General features: G+C 70.7%; 20 protein-coding genes. 4 read left to right on the forward strand and 16 right to left on the reverse strand.

Annotation, left to right across the window (positions count from 1 at the left end; genetic code table 11):
• Positions 1 to 45 precede the first annotated feature (45 nt).
• Complete coding sequence (locus tag AB0937_RS08545; protein ID WP_366710414.1) at positions 46 to 516, forward strand: hypothetical protein; 471 nt, start codon at positions 46 to 48, stop codon at positions 514 to 516.
• A gap of 68 nt (positions 517 to 584) precedes the next feature.
• Here AB0937_RS08545 and AB0937_RS08550 read toward each other — a convergent pair whose 3' ends face one another.
• Positions 585 to 1,349, reverse strand: coding sequence for a helix-turn-helix transcriptional regulator (locus AB0937_RS08550; protein ID WP_366710416.1), 765 nt, complete (start codon positions 1,347 to 1,349; stop codon positions 585 to 587).
• Between the two features lie 239 nt (positions 1,350 to 1,588).
• On the opposite strand from AB0937_RS08550, the gene AB0937_RS08555 reads away from it, so the two are divergent.
• Together AB0937_RS08555 and AB0937_RS08560 are read left to right on the forward strand one after the other, a co-directional pair.
• On the forward strand, positions 1,589 to 1,900 hold the full coding sequence (locus AB0937_RS08555; protein ID WP_366710417.1) for a hypothetical protein: 312 nt from the start codon (positions 1,589 to 1,591) through the stop codon (positions 1,898 to 1,900).
• Positions 1,901 to 2,056: 156 nt separating this feature from the next.
• Positions 2,057 to 2,509 (forward strand): hypothetical protein, encoded by a 453-nt coding sequence (locus tag AB0937_RS08560; protein ID WP_366710658.1) that lies wholly within the window; start codon positions 2,057 to 2,059, stop codon positions 2,507 to 2,509.
• Between the two features lie 328 nt (positions 2,510 to 2,837).
• On the opposite strand, the gene AB0937_RS08565 is transcribed toward AB0937_RS08560, so the two are convergent.
• The 6 genes from AB0937_RS08565 to AB0937_RS08590 all read right to left on the reverse strand — a co-directional run bounded on the left by AB0937_RS08565 (position 2,838) and on the right by AB0937_RS08590 (position 5,612).
• Complete coding sequence (locus AB0937_RS08565; protein WP_366710418.1) at positions 2,838 to 3,200, reverse strand: hypothetical protein; 363 nt, start codon at positions 3,198 to 3,200, stop codon at positions 2,838 to 2,840.
• Complete coding sequence (locus AB0937_RS08570; RefSeq protein ID WP_366710419.1) at positions 3,200 to 3,706, reverse strand: hypothetical protein; 507 nt, start codon at positions 3,704 to 3,706, stop codon at positions 3,200 to 3,202. The genes AB0937_RS08565 and AB0937_RS08570 overlap by 1 nt, the downstream gene beginning before the upstream one ends.
• A gap of 12 nt (positions 3,707 to 3,718) precedes the next feature.
• A complete protein-coding gene (locus tag AB0937_RS08575; RefSeq protein ID WP_366710421.1) occupies positions 3,719 to 3,865 on the reverse strand; it encodes a hypothetical protein in 147 nt (48 codons plus the stop codon).
• The gene (locus AB0937_RS08580) at positions 3,862 to 4,653 is read right to left on the reverse strand and encodes a hypothetical protein (RefSeq protein ID WP_366710422.1); all 792 of its coding nucleotides are present in this window, start codon (positions 4,651 to 4,653) and stop codon (positions 3,862 to 3,864) included. The genes AB0937_RS08575 and AB0937_RS08580 overlap by 4 nt, the downstream gene beginning before the upstream one ends.
• Entirely contained in the window at positions 4,650 to 4,979 is a 330-nt protein-coding gene (locus AB0937_RS08585; RefSeq protein WP_366710423.1) for a hypothetical protein, read from the reverse strand. Before AB0937_RS08585 ends, AB0937_RS08580 begins: the two co-directional genes overlap by 4 nt.
• 366 nt (positions 4,980 to 5,345) lie before the next feature.
• On the reverse strand, positions 5,346 to 5,612 hold the full coding sequence (locus AB0937_RS08590; protein ID WP_366710424.1) for a GlsB/YeaQ/YmgE family stress response membrane protein: 267 nt from the start codon (positions 5,610 to 5,612) through the stop codon (positions 5,346 to 5,348).
• A gap of 193 nt (positions 5,613 to 5,805) precedes the next feature.
• Between AB0937_RS08590 and AB0937_RS08595 the strand changes: the two genes are divergently transcribed.
• On the forward strand, positions 5,806 to 7,062 hold the full coding sequence (locus AB0937_RS08595) for an APC family permease (RefSeq protein ID WP_366710426.1): 1,257 nt from the start codon (positions 5,806 to 5,808) through the stop codon (positions 7,060 to 7,062).
• Between the two features lie 201 nt (positions 7,063 to 7,263).
• Here AB0937_RS08595 and AB0937_RS08600 read toward each other — a convergent pair whose 3' ends face one another.
• The 9 genes from AB0937_RS08600 to AB0937_RS08640 all read right to left on the reverse strand — a co-directional run bounded on the left by AB0937_RS08600 (position 7,264) and on the right by AB0937_RS08640 (position 16,661).
• Complete coding sequence (locus tag AB0937_RS08600) at positions 7,264 to 7,656, reverse strand: YccF domain-containing protein (RefSeq protein WP_366710427.1); 393 nt, start codon at positions 7,654 to 7,656, stop codon at positions 7,264 to 7,266.
• Positions 7,653 to 8,516 (reverse strand): zinc metalloprotease HtpX, encoded by an 864-nt coding sequence (gene htpX / locus AB0937_RS08605; protein ID WP_030839782.1) that lies wholly within the window; start codon positions 8,514 to 8,516, stop codon positions 7,653 to 7,655. Before htpX ends, AB0937_RS08600 begins: the two co-directional genes overlap by 4 nt.
• A gap of 278 nt (positions 8,517 to 8,794) precedes the next feature.
• The gene (locus tag AB0937_RS08610) at positions 8,795 to 10,318 is read right to left on the reverse strand and encodes an NADH-quinone oxidoreductase subunit N (protein WP_366710428.1); all 1,524 of its coding nucleotides are present in this window, start codon (positions 10,316 to 10,318) and stop codon (positions 8,795 to 8,797) included.
• A complete protein-coding gene (locus tag AB0937_RS08615; protein ID WP_366710429.1) occupies positions 10,315 to 11,889 on the reverse strand; it encodes an NADH-quinone oxidoreductase subunit M in 1,575 nt (524 codons plus the stop codon). The genes AB0937_RS08610 and AB0937_RS08615 overlap by 4 nt, the downstream gene beginning before the upstream one ends.
• 6 nt (positions 11,890 to 11,895) lie before the next feature.
• A complete protein-coding gene (locus AB0937_RS08620) occupies positions 11,896 to 13,890 on the reverse strand; it encodes an NADH-quinone oxidoreductase subunit L (protein ID WP_366710430.1) in 1,995 nt (664 codons plus the stop codon).
• Positions 13,887 to 14,285 carry an NADH-quinone oxidoreductase subunit NuoK gene (gene nuoK, locus AB0937_RS08625; RefSeq protein ID WP_366710431.1) on the reverse strand — a complete coding sequence of 133 codons (399 nt, stop codon included), beginning with the start codon at positions 14,283 to 14,285 and terminating at the stop codon, positions 13,887 to 13,889. Before nuoK ends, AB0937_RS08620 begins: the two co-directional genes overlap by 4 nt.
• On the reverse strand, positions 14,285 to 14,968 hold the full coding sequence (locus tag AB0937_RS08630) for an NADH-quinone oxidoreductase subunit J (RefSeq protein ID WP_366710432.1): 684 nt from the start codon (positions 14,966 to 14,968) through the stop codon (positions 14,285 to 14,287). The genes nuoK and AB0937_RS08630 overlap by 1 nt, the downstream gene beginning before the upstream one ends.
• Complete coding sequence (locus AB0937_RS08635) at positions 14,965 to 15,690, reverse strand: 4Fe-4S binding protein (protein ID WP_366710433.1); 726 nt, start codon at positions 15,688 to 15,690, stop codon at positions 14,965 to 14,967. Before AB0937_RS08635 ends, AB0937_RS08630 begins: the two co-directional genes overlap by 4 nt.
• A gap of 2 nt (positions 15,691 to 15,692) precedes the next feature.
• Positions 15,693 to 16,661: a complex I subunit 1 family protein gene (locus AB0937_RS08640; protein WP_366710434.1), complete on the reverse strand. Its 969-nt coding sequence runs from the start codon at positions 16,659 to 16,661 to the stop codon at positions 15,693 to 15,695.
• Between the last annotated feature and the right edge of the window lie 518 nt (positions 16,662 to 17,179).

Here is a 17,179-nt window from a genome sequence, read left to right on the forward strand (position 1 = left end):
GGCGTCCGCGGGGCCAAACGGGTCATCGGCGTGCAGGGTAGGAACATGAGAGAACTACCCGAAGATGATCAGCCGAGCGGTCAGGGTCTGGTACCTGCCGAGGACGACGCCGCAGCAGCAGATGCGGGCGACCTGAACGACCCCACCAACCCCATGGCTGTCGCATTCGCCTTCTACAACTCCGTCACGGCCGACGACGGGCCGAACCTCAACGCGTTGCGCCAACTCTGCACCCCGGAGTCCTGGGACGCGTGGGGGGACTTCACGCAAGCGCGGGAGATGATCGGCAACCGAGGGCTGGCGACCCGTGCCGACGCCCCAGCCACCGGCGAACCCGACGTGCGATACGCCAAGGTCGTCTCACTGGACGAACCAGGCCAAACGGTCACATCGGATGGTGATGTGCTGGTGAGCGCACACATCATCACGATGCAATGGCGCCCGTCAGACGGGTACTGGCGAGTGCACGGGTTCGGTGACTACATCCGGCCCGAGGATCTACCTCCCGCGCAGTAGCCAGCTCAGCCTCCAGCGCCCGGCGCCTCCATCGAGGGCCGGGCGTTGCCGTGTCGTCGTGATCGGGCCTACTCGGGCGGGCGGTTGTACGAGGCCAGCGTGCCCTTGTCCGTGGACGAGTCCAGGAGCCGCAGCTCCCATGGGCCGGTGTTCACGTCGAACTCCTTGCCGAAGCCCACCCACTTCCCGGCCATGCGCCGGCCGGTGGGTTCGGCGAGCATCTGGAGCGCGCCGAAGTACCGGGCGCCGCGGTAGTAACCCTCACTGGCCGTCTGCTCGGTCCAGGTGCCGGTGACCGTGCTGCCGTCCACCTGGAGGTCGAGCGTGAGCGGGCTGTCCGGGTTCAGCGACGCGCCGGGCAGGCTGCGCCCGGTGAGCCGGTTGCCGTGTTGGAGCAGGACGACGTGGTGCTTGCCGGTGAAGACCTGGTTCCCGCGCCCGCTGGAGACGTACTCGTAGGTGCTGAGCCAGATTCCCGAGTAGTTCCCGCGGGGTGCCGTCTGTGGGGTCGGTGAGCCGTTGGCGACGGGCACGCCCAGGGGTGAGTCCTGGAGGTCGTGGCCGCCGTGCCCGTCGTCGGCGATGCGGGCGAGGGTGACCGGGGGAAAGCCGAGGGCCTCGATGGGCAGGCCCGTGACGGCTTCGAGGGCGCGCGCGTACACCGGGCGGGGAGCGGTGGTGGTGCCCGACTCCCAGCGCTGAACGAGCCGCTTGGAGGCGTCGTTCGGGGCGCCCGCCTGGTCGCCTGCCTGTCGGATCGCGCGGGCGAATTCGTCTTGGGACATGAGCAGGCCCATGCGGACCGCTCGGAGGGTTCCGTTTGGAGTGGCCATGCGTTCGACGGTAGCCCGATCACGCTCGGAATGACACCGGAATGACGCCCCGCATGTCGCCGCTATGACGCCCCCTGTGTCGTCGCGCGCCCTGAGTAACCACGCGAACGTGATCCGTGACACAGCGCCCCGGCGACCGCGCGAACGGCCCCGGGGCTGGCCGACTGCAAGGAGTCGACGTGACGCACCGTATCGCCGCAGCACCCCAGCCGTCAGGATCGCCCAGAGCCTTACTCGAAGTGCCCACCAGCGTGGTAGCCGCCCTGCTTCTGCCGGCCGCCGCGGACGCGACCGAGGACCAACTACGCGGCGCCCGCTGCGTCTGGTGCGAGGACGGACCATTGAACGCCGAGACGGCCGTAGACCTCGGCGAACAGAAGTCACCCGCAGGCAGCTGGTTCCCTCGCGCCTGCCAGCGCTGCGCAGCCGCCTGGGCACACCGCAGCCTCTTCGAGCACGCCCCGATGTGCGAGCAGTGCACCGACGACGCGGCCCGCTGCGAGACCGGGCGGGTGCTGTACCGGCTGATCCGCCAGGGGCCCCGCCCGTAACCCGAAGACTCCCCGCCCGGCCGGTGAATCCTGCGAAGAACCCCGGCCCGGGCGGGGCCATCCCCATCCGCTACAAGCGAAGGAGATCACGTGAGCGTACCTCCGAACCCCGGCCCCGGCCCGACGCCTCCCGACGCACTGCCCGGGCTCGCCCGCATGCTCATCACCGACGAGCGGTTCGCCAGCGTCCGCGGCACGGTGATGGACGCCAACCCGGACATGTCCGAGGAGTTGGCCGGCCGCATCGTCGACGAGGCCCTCAAGTTCGTTGCGGCGTGCGCGAAGAATCCCGGCGTCGGCCTGGCCCCGTCGCGCATCGTGGACGAGGGCTGGCACTCCCTGATCCTGCACACGGCGATGTACGCCGAGTTGTGCGAGTCCCTCGGCGGCTTCGTGCACCACTTCCCGGGCTACGACCCCACCAACTACGACCCGCCGATCCTGGACCGGACCCGCGAGAAGATCGCGGAACTCGGTTGGGAGGCGGATGCGGAGCTGTGGGGGCCGCCGTCGGACGAGACGCTGGTGTCGGTGGCTGCGAAGTGCCAGCACGCCCCGGAGTGCACGATCGTCGTGCAGCCGAAGCCGAAGAAGCCCGGCGTGGCATAGCCTGCCCGTGAAGGGAGGCGCCGTGTCCGAATGGATTGACCCGCGGTACTCGGAGATGGTCGCAGCGTGGAAGCGTGCGCAGCAGCCGGAATCCCGTGACCCGCAGCCAAGGCCCGTGCGGGGGTTCGTCATCCCGCCGAAGCCTGACCAGCAGTAGCCCGCGAGACGGGCACAGAACGAGCAACGGCCCCCGGGGATCGAGCACCGGGGGCCGTTGCCATGGGCGGGCACTACAACCGTAGTGAAGTGGGCTACTGGTGCGGGCAGTTCTGCACCCACCAGCCGCACTTCGCGCAATAGTCGTACGCGGCGGCGAGGAGTCGACGGATCATCGCGCGTTCACCTCCCCCTGAACCATGTGAATGTGCGTGTGGTTCGGTCGGTCGGGAGGCGCCGACTTGTAGATCAACATCCCCTTCTGGGTTTCAGAAGGGGTGACTTCTACGAGTTCGTGACCTGCACATTCACGGCAGGAGGGGCGGTCCGGTTGCGGTGGGGGAGTGGCGGACGAATCGGACACCCGGCGGCGGGCGGACCACCACACGGCGACCACTGCGGCCACCCAGACCGCGAGCACACCGGCCTCCACCGCGAGGGCGAACAAGACGGCCAGGGCGCCGCCGCCCAGGGCGACCAGGACCACGGCCCCGGCCACCCGCGAGGGCTCCTCGACCTCGTCCCGGGCCGCCATCACAGCGCCCCGTAGACCGTGCCGCCGAGCCAGTTGGCGGCCTGCGCGAGGGGCACCGCGGCGAACCCGGCGACGCCGGCGGACGTGCCGAGGGTGATGCCGCACCAGGCGCCGCGCTTGATGTCGCCGCCGCGGCTGGACTTCTTCGCCGAGACGACCACGCACACGGTGAGCACCAGGACGATGGTCACGCCGGGGCCGGTGAGGGGCAGGAACGTCCCGCGCGCGGCCAGTTGGCCGACGTTGCCTCCGACGCCCCAGACGAGGGCCGCGTCGCCGAGCCAGTTGGAGATGCCGAGGACGGCGCTGGACGCGGTGCCGATCAGGCCGCCGACGCCGAGGGTGGTCAGGCAGCCGTAGGACCAGGACAGCAGGAACGGCAGCAGCTCGGCGGCGTGCCGGGCGGGGTCCTTTGTGAGGGCCTTACGTCCGGGCCACCACGTGAACAGCTGGTGGGCGAGCAGGCACAGGCCGATGGTGACGCCGCCATAGGTGACGTAGTTCATGGGTGGTGTCCTTCAGCGGTACACGGCCACGCCGAGCGCGGCGAGGGTGAGGATCAGGGCGCACGTGCCGCTCACGGGGGGCACGGTGCGGGTGTCGACCAAGGCGAGGCCGACGAGGGCCGCGAGGGCGGCGAGCGCGAAGCAGGCGGCGGGGATCACGAGCCGTCCCGGGCGGTGCGCAGCAGGCGCCGGCCGTAGCCGTCGGAGACGCCGAGCCGGTTGCCGATCTCGGTTCCGGTGAGTTCCGGTTCGGCCTGGAGCCAGTTCCGCACGGTGGCTACGCGCCGCTCGAAGGTGGTGTTCGCGGTGTCCTCGGAGACGATGTCGGCCGCGCCGGTTCCGCTCGGCGGAACTGCGGGCGGAACTGGTTCCGTTGCCGGTTCCGCCGGGGCCTCCCCGATGGCTTTGCGTACAGCCGCGAAGTGATCGCCGAGCAGGTCAGGGCCGGTTCCGGCCGCAGTTCCGCCTGTTCCGCCCGCGAGTTCCGCCAAGGGCGTCCAGGGGCCGAGTACAGGCCCGACGGGGACCACGTCGACCGGCGCGGGCTCACGCTCCACGGTGATCGGTTCCGCCGGGTCCGGGGCCGGTTCCGCCACGGCCGGAACTGGTTCCGCCGCCGGTTCCGCCGGGAGCTCGGAGAGCCGATGGACGCGCCACAGGACGAGCGGGGCGACCGCCGACACGGCGACGACGAGCGGCACCGACACGGGCAGTAGGCCGACCTCGACGAGGTGGGAAGCGGCGTTCACTGCGATCAGGGTGAGGACGACCGCGAGGACGTCACGGCGAGCGCGCAGGGCGGCGAGGGCGTACACGTCCAGGGCCGCGGGCACGCCGGCCGCGACGTACGTGCCGAAGCCGCACGCGCGGGCCAGCTCGTACTCAGCGGAGGCGAGGACGATGAGCACGGCCGCCGTGGCGACCCAGAGCAGGGGGTCCCGCTTCACTGGCCCTCCCCAGCGGGGAGGGTGATGGCCTCTGACCAGCTCTTGCCAGCGGCAAGGGCGGCCTGCGCCTGGTTGACGGTGACGTAGCCCGCCACCGGGTGCTTGGCCAGCTGCTCGCGCAGGTAGGCGGTCGTCCACTCGACGTCCATCAGCGGCTCGTCGTCCAGGACGGAGCGGAGGGCGACCACCACATGGGTGACGCGGTCGTTCAACAAACGGTCGTGTGCCTCGGCACCGCCGGTGGTCGCCGGGTGGGGGATGTCGAGTGCTTCGAGGACGGCCGCGAGCAACTCGCGCACGGGCCCGTCCGGGGTACGGTCCTGCATGGGTCTGGACTCCTTGATCAGGAAGGGTCTGGATCAAGGCGCCGTTCGGTGGGTGAGATCACCGGGCGGCGCCGCTCTGTCTGCGGAGGCAGACGAGCGGAGTCGGGGGCCCGCGTGGGGCAGCGGGCACACTGAGGGCACACGAGGCCCAAATACGCTGAGATGAAGCGGGAATAGCAGAGAGTAGTTTCTGCACGTCAACCCCCCTTTCAGGGTTAACGTGCAGGTCAGACGATCAGGCGGACGGTACGTGAACTACCGGTAGGTCCGGTCACCCGGGCTGCCGCCCGCACGGATACGGGAAGGGTGGGCACCACCGGTGCCCGCCCTTCGTTTCGTCTGCCGGGCGGCGTCGGGGACGCGCGGTCAGTCGCGCGAGTTGCCGAACAGGAGGCGGTAGGCGATCAGGAGGACGAGCGATCCGCCGATCGCCGCCGCCCACGTCGCACCGTCGTAGAAGCTCTTGCTGATCGGGTGATCCATCCAGCGGGCCGATATCCAGCCGCCGATGAATGCGCCCGCGATGCCGATCAGGGTCGTGCCGATGAGACCGCCCGGGTCGCGCCCCGGCAGCAGGAACTTCGCGATGGCCCCGGCCAGCAATCCCAGAATGATCCAGCTGATGATGGTCATGCCGTGAACCTGCCCTTTCACGCTGTGCCCGCACTGTCCCGGCCGTGTGATCTTGCTTTCGGCGGGCCGGGGCCGTGCGTCGTACGTCCTGCGTCCCCGGCGCGGCCTCATCGCCACGCACGTTCACGCCGTGTTGGTGGGGAGGACGTTCCGTCCGCATCCGCCGGTTGCACGGATCAGTAGGGTGCGACGCATGACAGCCTCCGGTCCCAACCTGCTCCGCACCCTCGGCGTGGGCGATGCCGTCGTCATCGGACTCGGCTCGATGGTGGGAGCCGGGATCTTCGCCGCTCTCGCGCCGGCCGCGCACGCCGCCGGCACCGGGCTGCTTCTCGGGCTCGCCGTGGCCGCCGTGGTCGCGTACTGCAACGCCATGTCGTCGGCACGCCTCGCCGCCTTGTACCCGGCCTCGGGCGGCACGTACGTGTACGGGAGGGAACGGCTCGGGCGGTTCTGGGGGTATCTCGCCGGCTGGTCGTTCGTGGTCGGGAAGACGGCCTCCTGTGCGGCGATGGCGCTCACCGTGGGGACGTACGTCTGGCCGGAGCAGGCGCACGCGGTGGCGGTGGCGGCCGTGGTGGCGCTGACCGCTGTGAATTATGGCGGTGTCCAGAAGTCGGCGTGGCTGACGCGGCTGATCGTGGCGCTGGTCCTGGCTGTACTCGCTTCCGTGGTGGTGGTGTGTCTGACGTCGGGTGAGGCCGATGCCGGGCGGCTGGACATCGGGGCCTCGGGCGGGGCGGACGGGGTCTTGCAGGCGGCCGGTCTGCTGTTCTTCGCCTTCGCCGGGTACGCCCGGATCGCGACCCTCGGCGAGGAGGTGCGGGATCCGGCACGCACCATTCCGCGCGCGATTCCGCTGGCGCTGGGGATCTCGCTGGTGGTCTACGTGTGTGTGGCGGTGGCTGTCCTTTCCGTACTGGGGCCGGTTGCTCTCGGGGACGCGCCGGCGCCGCTGGCCGACGCGGTGCGTGCGGCGGGGGCGCCCTGGCTGGTGCCGGTGGTGCGGACCGGTGCGGCGGTGGCCGCACTGGGCTCGCTGCTCGCGCTGATCCTGGGGGTGTCGCGGACCACGCTCGCCATGGCACGGGACCGGCATCTCCCGGCGGTGCTGGCCGCCGTGCATCCGCGGTTCCAGGTGCCTCACCGGGCTGAGCTGGCCGTGGGTGCGGTGGTCGCGGTCCTGGCCGCCACGGTGGACGTCCGGGGTGCGATCGGGTTCTCCTCCTTCGGTGTGCTGGCGTATTACGCCGTGGCCAATGCGTCGGCCTGGACGCTGTCTTCGGCGCCGGCGGCACGGGTGGTGCCTGCGGTGGGGCTCGCCGGGTGCGTGGTGCTGGCGTTCTCGCTGCCCGGGGTGTCGGTGGTGGTGGGCGCGGGGGTGCTGGCGGTCGGGGCGGTCGCGTACGCGGTGCGGCGGTGGATGCAGGCCGGGGCAGGGAAGGGCTAGGGCGGGCGGCCTGCTGGCTGGACGGGTGGCCGGGGGCGCGGAGTGCGTTTTCTCGTGGGCGTGTTGTGGGGCGTGTCCGTCACTCGGGGCGGCAACTGCTCGGTCGCGGTCATGGGTTCATGATGCAGGCCGCCGCCGACAGCCGGGCCGGCCTGTGGATAACCCTGTCCTGTGGACTGACGAAGTGTCGGCGTCCCTCCGTCAGCGCACCGCGAACGGCTCGTCCGTCCGCACGATGTCGCGGCCGAGCGGGAACAGCGAGACCGGGATGAGCTTGAAGTTGGCGATGCCCAGCGGGATACCGATGATCGTGAGGCACAGGGCGATGCCGGTGGTGATGTGGCCGAGGGCGAGCCACCAGCCCGCCAGCACCAGCCACAGCACGTTCCCCACGCAGGACGGCGCGCCCGCGTCATGGCGCTCGATCGTCGTGTACCCGAAGGGCCAGAGGGCGTAGACCCCGATCCGGAAGGCCGCGATGCCGAACGGGATGCCGATGATGGTGATGCAGAGCAGCAGGCCCGCGAGCATGTAGGCGAGGAACAGCCAGAAGCCGCTCAGGACGAGCCATATGACGTTGAGTATGGTCCTCACTGGTTCCCACCTGCCATCTTCTCGAGCCGGGCGATCCGTTCCGCCATCGGCGGGTGCGTGGAGAACATCTTCGAGAGTCCCTGGCCGGGCCGGAACGGGTTCGCGATCATCATGTGGCTGGCGGTCTCGATCCGCGGTTCGGGCGGCAGCGGGAGCTGCTTCGTGCCGAGTTCGAGCTTGCGCAGGGCGCTGGCCAGGGCGAGCGGGTCTCCGGTGAGCTGGGCGCCGGAGGCGTCCGCCTGGTACTCGCGGGAGCGGCTGATGGCGAGTTGGATGAGTGAGGCGGCGAGCGGACCCAAGATCATGATCAGCAGCATGCCGAGCAGACCGGGCCCGTCGTCGTCGTCCGAGCGTCCGATGGGGATCAGCCAGGCGAAGTTGACCAGGAACATGATGACGGAGGCGAGGGCACCGGCGACCGAAGAGATGAGGATGTCGCGGTTGTAGACATGGCTGAGTTCGTGACCGATGACGCCGCGCAGCTCCCGCTCGTCCAGCAGTCGCAGAATGCCGTCGGTGCAGCACACGGCGGCGTTGCGCGGGTTGCGGCCCGTGGCGAAGGCGTTGGGTGCCTCCGTCGGGGAGATGTACAGGCGCGGCATGGGCTGGCGGGCCTGGGTGGAGAGCTCACGGACCATGCGGTAGAGCGCAGGGGCCTCGAACTCGCTGACCGGGCGGGCACGCATCGCGCGCAGTGCCAGTTTGTCGCTGTTCCAGTACGCGTACGCGTTGGTGGCCAGTGCTACCAGGACGGCGATGACGAGCCCCATGCGGCCGAAGAAGCTGCCGATGACGATGATGAGTGCGGACAGTCCTCCCAGGAGGATCGCTGTCCTGAGCCCGTTGTGCCGGCGGTGCACGGTACGCCCTCCTAGTGGTGCGGCAGGGGACCCTTGCTTGCTGTGTCTGCGGTGCCACTGGTGCCGCGTCGTCACGTCCAGTGGACCCTCCCGTACTGGTCAACGCCAGGCGAGAGGCTCGAGTTCCCTGGTGCGTGCGGCGGCCGGTGTGGGCCGTCCGGGTGACGGCACCGGGCGACGGCACGCGCGCGTGGGGGCGAGTGCCCGCACGCGCGCGGTGTAAGCGACCGGTGTGAACGGCCGGATCCTTCGAGGGTCGGCTGTGCCCGGAACGAGTTTCAGAAGAGTCCGGTGTCGGTGAAGCGCAGGACCAGCTGGGGTGCGCCGGACAGGGCGATGCCGAGGACACCGGTCACAGCGATCGCGGCGGTGACCGGGCCGGGGACGCGATGCTTCTCGGGTTCCCCCTCGGGTGCGCGGAACAGCAGGGCCGTCCACTGGAGGTAGTAGAACAGCGCGACGACGACGTTGACGGCCATGACCACGGCCAGCCAGCCGAGGCCGGCGTCGACGGCCGCGGAGAAGACGGTGACCTTGGCGAACAGACCGATGATGCCCGGTGGCAGCCCGGCGAGGCAGAGCAGGAAGAACGCCAGGAGCAGCGCGGACAGGGGGCTGGAGGCGTACAGGCCGCGGTAGTCGGCGACTCGGTTGAGGACCTTCGTGCGGCCGACGAGCGCGGCCACGGCGAAGGCGCCGAGGTTCACGGCGCCGTACATGAGCGCGTAGGCGACGGTCGAGCCGATCGACTTCTCGGCGTCCCCGGAGTACGCGGCGGCGGCGATCGGCACCAGGAGGTAGCCGGCCTGGCCGACGGAGGACCAGGCGAGCAGGCGTACCGCGCTGTACGCGCGCGTGGCCTGCTGGCGCAGGGCTCCGGCGTTGCCCACGGTCATGGTGAGCGCGGCCAGGGCTGCCAGGGCGGGGCCCCAGACGTCGGCGTACGAGGGGAGGGCCACGACCGTGACGAGGATGAGGCCGCTGAAGCCGACCGCCTTGCCGATGACCGACAGGTAGGCCGCGATCGGCAGGGGCGCCCCTACGTAGGTGTCGGGCACCCAGAAGTGGAAGGGCACGGCGGCCGTCTTGAAGGCGAAGCCGACGAGGGTGAGGACCACGCCGGTCTGGGCGAGGGTGTGGAACTGCGCGTCGACGTCCTGGATGCGGTCGGCGACCTGGGTGAGGTAGAGGGTGCCCGTGGTGGCGTACACGAAGCTGATGCCCATCAGGCTGACCGCGGTCGCGGTGACCGAGGACAGGAAGAACTTCAGGGCCGCTTCTGAGGACTTCCGGTCGCCGTACCTGAGGCCGACCAGCGCGAAGGCGGGCAGCGAGGCGACCTCCAGGGCGACGATCAGGGTCGCGAGGTCGCGGGAGGCCGGCAGCAGGGCGGCGCCGGCCGCGGAGGACAGCAGCAGGAACCAGTACTCGCCCTCGGGAAGGTCCTTGCGGGCGTCCTTCAGGGCGGTGACCGACAGGAGGGCGGCGAGCAGGGCGCCGCCGAGAACCAGGAACTGGATGACCAGCGTGAAGCGGTCGGCCGTGTAACTGCACACGGTGGCGTCGCCGGTCAGGCAGAAGGTGTTGCGGTCGCCGTCGAGGAGGGGCAGCAGCATCGCCGTGGCGGCGGCCAGTCCCGCCACCGACGTCCAGCCGAGCAGGGCCTTGCGGTGCTCGGCGACAAACAGGTCGGCGACCAGGACGACGAGTCCGACGACCGCCGCGATGGTGGGCGGAGCGATGGCGAGCCAGTCGACGGACTGGACCAGCGAGGCCGCCAGGGGCTGGGCCGGGGAGCTCATCGGGTGCCTCCTGCAAGCATCTGCTGGACGGCCGGGTCGCTCAGGCCGAGGAGGGCCCTGGGCCACAGACCCGCGACGACGGTGAGGGCGACGAGCGGGGTCCACGCCGCGAACTCGTAGGAGCGGACGTCGGTGAGTTTCGGTGCGTCCTGGGGCAGTGCTCCCATGCAGACCCGGCGGACCACGATCAGCAGGTACGCGGCGGTCAGCAGCGTGCCGAACGCGCCGATCGCCATGAACGTGAGGAAGGCCGCACGGTTGAGGCCTTCGGCGGGCCGGAACGCGCCGAACAGGGCCAGCATCTCGCCCCAGAAACCGGCCAGGCCCGGCAGGCCGAGCGAGGCGACGGCGGCGAACGCGAGCAGACCGCCCAGGCGCGGGGCCTTGCCGTAGAGGGCGGCGCCGGTCTCCTCGGCGAGGGTGTCGAGGTCGGTGGTGCCGGTGCGGTCCTTCACGGCGCCGACCAGGAAGAAGAGCAGGCCGGTGATGAGGCCGTGGGCGATGTTGGCGAACAGGGCGCCGTTCACGCCGGTCGGGGTCATCGTGGCGATGCCGAGCAGGACGAAGCCCATGTGGCCGACGGACGAGTAGGCGATGAGGCGCTTGAGGTCGCCCTTCGCCCCTTGCTTGGCGAGGGCCAGGCAGGCCAGGGAGCCGTAGATGATGCCGACGACGGCCAGGGCGGCGAGGTAGGGCGCGAAGGTACGGAAACCGTCCGGCGCGATGGGGAGCAGGATCCGGACGAATCCGTACGTACCCATCTTGAGCAGCACGCCGGCCAGGAGGACCGAGCCGACGGTGGGCGCGGCGGTGTGGGCATCGGGCAGCCAGCTGTGCAGCGGCCACATCGGCGTTTTCACCGCGAGCCCGATCCCGATCGCCAGAACGGCGATGACCTGCACGGATGCGGTGAGTGACCGGCCGTTGTCAGTGGCGAGTGCCATCATGTCGAACGTGCCCGCCTTGATCCCGATCAGGAGCAGGCCGAGCAGCATGACCACGGATCCGAGCAGCGTGTAGAGGATGAATCGCCAGGCGGCCCGGCTCCGGTCCTCGCCGCCCCAGCGGGCGATGAGGAAGTACATCGGGATGAGGACCATCTCGAAGGCGAGGAAGAACAGCAGCAGGTCGAGGACGGCGAAGGTCGCGAGCGTGCCGCCCTCGAGGACGAGCAGCAGGGCCACGAAGGCCTTCGGGCTCGGGCCTTCGGGCATCTTGAAGTACGAGTAGAGCGCGCAGAGGAAGGTCAGCAGCGCGGTCAGGACCAGAAGGGGGAGAGAGATGCCGTCGACGCCGAGGTGGATGCGCACGTCGAGTGCGGGGATCCAGCTGATGTCCGTGCCGGCCTGCATCTTCGACGGCTGGTCGTGGTCGAAGCCGAGCGCGAGGACGATCGCCGCGGCGAGGACCGCGCCCGTGACGGTGACGCCGTGCCGGAGCACGGCCTGCTCGGGTGACTTCCCCTTCAGTCCGGGCGGGGCGGGCAGGAGAGCCGCGACGGCGCCGAGGAGCGGGCCGACGACGACGAATGCCAGAAGGAACTGCATCACGGACTCGTTGATATCGATCACGCCTGCTCACGCTCCCGTGGCGACGAGGACGGCGGCGACCGCGAGGACGACGGTGCCGGCGAGCAGCGCGCTCACATAGGTCTGGACGTTGCCGGTCTGGGCACGCCGTACGGCGGCGCCGAGCCAGCGGGGCAGCGCACCCGCACCGCGGACGTAGGTCTCGACGACCTCGCGGTCGAGGAACCGGACGAGGCTCGCTCCGGCCTGGACCGGGCGGACGAAGAGGACCGTGTACACGGCGTCCAGGTGGAAACCGGCGGCCGCGTGGCGGTGCAGGGGGCCGAGCAGCAGCCGGCCCGGGTCGGCGGGGTCGGGGGCGTAGGCGATGTCGCCGTAGGCCGGCTCGTGGGTGGTGATGGCTTCCGCCTCGACCCGGGCGGCGTCGCCCTCGGGGTGGGCCGCGACGGCACCCAGGGGGACACGGGCCGCGAGGGCGGTGGTGTGCCGCCAGGCCGCGTAGGTGACGATGCCGCCGACCAGCGCCAGCCCCGTGCCGAGCACGGAGGTGGTCAGGGTGGGGCCGAGGTCGCGGCCGTCGAACCAGTCGGGCAGCAGGCGAAAAGCGAATCCGCCGAGGGCCAGGGACGGGACGGCGAGGACCCACAGCACGACGGTCATCGTCAGCGGCTGCCTGCCGTGGTCGGGGGCTTCGGTGCCCCGGCCCCGGAAGGCGAGCAGCCACAGGCGCATCGCGTAGGCGGCGGTGAGCACGGCCGTGAGCAGGCCGGCGACGAGGACGACCCAGCCCGCGGCGGCGGGGGCGCGTTCGGTGTGTCCGGTGACGACGTGCTCGGCGACGCCGAGGACGGCCTCCTTGGAGAAGAAGCCGCTGAACGGCGGGATCGCGGCGAGCGCGAGCAACGCCACGGTCATCGTCCAGTAGGCGTCGGGGATGCGGTCGCGCAGGTTCCGCATGCGGGACATGGCGGCGAGCGAGTTGGTGCCGGCGGCGTGGATGATCACGCCGGCCGCGAGGAACAGCAGCGCCTTGAAGGCGCCGTGGGACAGGAGGTGGAAGACGGCGGCACCACGGTCGCCGACGGAGAGGGCGCCGGTCATGTAGCCGAGCTGGCCGATCGTCGAGTAGGCGAGGACGCGCTTGATGTCGTCCTGGGCGAGCGCGGCGAGCGCCGAGCCGGTCATCGTGACGGCGGCCATGACGGCGAGGACGACCATCGCGGCCTGCGAAGCCTCGAAGACCGGGAGGAGACGGGCGATGAAGTAGACACCGGCGGCGACCATCGTCGCGGCGTGGATCAGCGCGGAGACGGGGGTCGGGCCCGCCATCGCGTCGGGCAGCCAGGTGTGCAGCGGGAACTGCGCCGACTTGCCCGCCACGCCAGCCAGGAGCAGCAGGGCGATCAGCGTCGGGTGGTCGAGCCCGCCGCTCGCGACGGTGCCCAGGATCCGGGTGATGCGGAACGATCCGGCGTCGGTGGCCAGGGCGAACAGGCCGATGAGGAAGGGGACGTCGCCGAGCTTGGTGACCAGGAAGGCCTTGAGGGAGGCGGCGCGGGCCTCGGGGGTCTCCCAGTAGTGGCCGACCAGGAAGTAGGAGCAGATGCCCATGACCTCCCAGCCGACCAGCAGCACGATCAGGTCGCCGGAGTAGACGACCAGGAACATCGCGGAGGTGAACAGCGAGACGAGGGCGGCGTAGGAGGGGTAGCGCGGGTCCTCGCGCAGGTAGCCCGTCGAGTAGATCTGCACGCAGGAGGCGACCAGGCCGACCAGCACGGCGACGAGGGCGGCGAAGCCGTCGACGTGCAGGGCGAGTTCGATCGGGACCGAGCCGGTGGGGGTGAGTTCCGTGGCCGAGTCGACGGCGGCGCCGCCGCCCTGGCGTACGGCGACCAGCGCGGCGAGCACCAGGGAAGTGAGCGTCGGGAGGACGGCGAGCGGGCGGACGAAGCCGGGTGCCGTGCGGCCCAGCAGCAGGCCGGCGGCGGCGCCGAGGAACGGGAGGAGGGGGACGAGGACGGCGAGGGTGGTCGTGGTCACGCGGTGGCCTCAGCCTTCTGGGCCTCGTCGGACTGCTCGGCCGTGAGGGCGTCGTGGTCGGGGCCGTCGGGGTCGTGCTGTTCGGCGGTGTCGCGGAGCTTGTCGATGTCCGCGGTGCCGCGGTTGCGGTGGACGGCGAGGACGATCGCCAGGCCGATGCCGATCTCCGCGGCGGCGATGGCGATGGTGAACAGGGTCAGGGCCTGGCCGGAGTGCAGGGTCTCCTCGGCGGCCCTGCTGAGCCAGACGTCGAAGGCGACCAGGTTGAGGTTGACGGCGTTGAGCATCAGCTCGACCGACATCAGGACCAGGATCGCGTTACGGCGGGCGAGGACGCCGTACAGGCCCGTGCAGAAGAGGAGGGCGGAGAGGACGGCGGGGTAGGCGAGGTGCATCAGCGGGCCCCTTCCTGCTCGGAACTCCCTGAACTCTCCGTGACCGTTCGGGAACTCCTGGTGGCGGCCGGGGCGTTCACGGGGGGAGAGCTCGACTCCGCCTTCGCCTTGCGGGACAGGACGATGGCGCCGACCAGGGCGGCGAGAAGGAGGACGGAGAGAGCCTCGAAGGGGAGCACCCAGTTCTGGAAGAGGCTCGCGCCGGTGGCCTCGGTGGAGCCGGCGGCGGGGCCGTCCAGGTCGATCCAGGTCGTACGGAAGGCGTCGACGACGACCCAGACCAGGGCGGCGGCAGCGGCGACGGCCACGGTGAGGGCGGCCCAGCGGTTGCCGGAATCGGCGTCCGGGGAGCGACCGATGGGGGCTCTGGTGAGCATGAGACCGAACAGGAGGAGGACGACGACGGAACCGACGTAGATGAGGACCTGTACCCAGGCGATGAACTCGGCGGTGAGCAGGAGGTACTCGACGGCAAGACCGCCGAGGGTGACCACCAGCCACAGGGCGGCGTGCACCAGCTGCTTGGTCGTGACGGTGACGAGGGCCGCGCCGAAGGTCACCAGACCGACGAGGAGAAAGGCGATCTCGACGCCGGTCGGGGAGAGGAAACCGTGGGTTTCCGAGGCGGCCCCGGTGGTGTGACCGGTCGCGAGGTAGGCGGCACTGCTTGCGGCGAGGGTCATTGCGTCCCCTCCTGCCCCGGCTTCGGGCGGCCGGGCCTCGGACGACCTTGCTCAGGACGATCCGACTCCGGGCTATCCGATTCCGGACGATCCGGCTCCGGCTGGTCGGTCTGCTGCTTCGAGTCGCCCTGAAGCCGAGTGGGCTGTTCGGCGGCGCGGGCCTGCTCGTCGGCGTGGAGGCCGGTGGCAGGCGGGGCCTGCTGGGCGGCCAGCTTGTCGGCGGCCTTGCGGGCGGCGGCGAGTTCCTTCGGCTCCTCCGCGCCGGGGTCGAGAGCCGGCGGGGCCGGGACGGTCCACATCCACTCGCGGAGCTTGTCGCGCTCGTGGGTGAGGTCGCGGATGTCGGTCTCGGCGTACTCGAACTCGGGAGACCAGAACAGAGCGTCGAAAGGACAGACCTCGATGCAGATACCGCAGTACATGCACAGCGAGAAGTCGATGGCGAAGCGGTCGAGGACGTTGCGGCTGCGCTCGCGGCCGCCCGGGGCCGCAGGCGGGACCGTCTCCTTGTGGGAGTCGATGTAGATGCACCAGTCCGGACACTCGCGGGCGCACAGCATGCAGACCGTGCAGTTCTCCTCGAACAGGCCGATCACACCGCGGGTGCGGGGCGGGAGGTCGGGCTGGGCGTCCGGGTACTGCGCGGTGACGGACTTCTTCGTCATCGTGCGGAGGGTGACGGCCAGGCCCTTGGCGAGGCCACTGCCGGGAAGGGGGGCCATGGTTACTGGATCACCACCTTGACGATGCCGGTGAGGGCGATCTGAGCGAGGGAGAGGGGGACGAGGAGGGTCCAGGACAGCTTCTGGAGCTGGTCCTCGCGCAGACGCGGGTAGGTGACGCGCAGCCAGATGACGAGGAAGGCGAGGACTGCGGTCTTCAGCAGGGTCCAGACCCAGCCGAGACCGTCGGCACCCCAGGGGCCGTGCCAGCCGCCGAGGAAGAGGACGGTGGTCAGACCGCACAGGACGACGATTCCGGCGTACTCGGCCAGGAGGAAGAGAGCGAAGCGGAGGCCGGTGTACTCGGTGTACGCGCCGAAGATGATCTCCGAGTCGGCGACGGGCATGTCGAAGGGAGGGCGCTGGAGTTCGGCGAGGCCGGCCACGAAGAAGACGATCGCGCCGACGATCTGCCAGGGCAGCCACCACCACTCGAAGGCGTCGAGGATGCCGGGGAGGGAGACGGTGCCGGCCGCCATCGCCACCGAGGCGGCCGTCAGGAGCATCGGCAGTTCGTAGGCGAGGAGCTGGGCGGCGGTACGCAGGCCACCGAGCAGGGAGAACTTGTTCGCGGACGCCCAGCCGGCCATGAGCGAGCCGAGGACGCCGACGCCCATGACGGCCAGGACGAAGAAGACGCCCGCGTCGATGACCTGGCCGACGGCGCCCTCGCCGGGGCCGATGGGAATGGCGAGCAGGACGAGGAGGTACGGCAGGAGGGCGACGGCGGGAGCCAGTTGAAAGATGCGGCGGTCGGCGCCCGCGGGGACGACGTCCTCCTTCTGCGCGAACTTCACGCCGTCGGCGATCAGCTGGGCCCAGCCGTGGAAGCCGCCGGCGTACATCGGGCCGAGGCGGCCCTGCATATGGGCCATGACCTTGTGTTCGGTCTGGCCGATGACCAGAGGGAGGGTGAGGAAGACGACGAAGACGACCAGGAGTCGCAGGGCGACGTCGAGCACGTCGTTCACTGCGGGCCTCCTGAGGGGTCATCGGGCTTGTCGGGCTTGTCAGCGCTGCCGGGGTTGCCGGTGGGCTTCGCGTCGCGGTCCGTGTGCTTCGCGTCGCGGTCCGTGTGCTTCGCGTCGCGGTCCGTGTGCTTCGCGTCGCGGTCCGCAGGCCTCGGGGTGGTCGCCGGGTCCGGCGTGGGCGCGGTGTCCGGAGGAGCCGGGGTCTGCGCTGCTTCGGGCGACGGTTCGGGTGCCGGTTCGTCGAAAGCCGGACGGGCGTGGTGCCAGGGCGCGTCCGAGCTGCGTGGGGTGCTCGAGGCCGTATCCGGCCTGGTGTCGCCCCGGTCGGGCTCGGTCTTCTGGGCCGGAGGAGTCGGCTCGCCGGGGCTGGACTGGCTCGCGGAGCCCTCAGCGGCCGTACGCGTACGCCGGGCGGCAGCCCGAGTCTCGCCGGCGGCAGCGGACTGACTCGCGGAACCCTCCGAGGCCGAACGGGCCCGACGCGGAGCAGCCGGACCGTCCACTCCGGCTGTCGGGGT

It is taken from the genome of Streptomyces sp. NPDC047880 (assembly GCF_040706515.1).
In the GTDB taxonomy this organism is placed as follows: Bacteria; Actinomycetota; Actinomycetes; order Streptomycetales; family Streptomycetaceae; genus Streptomyces.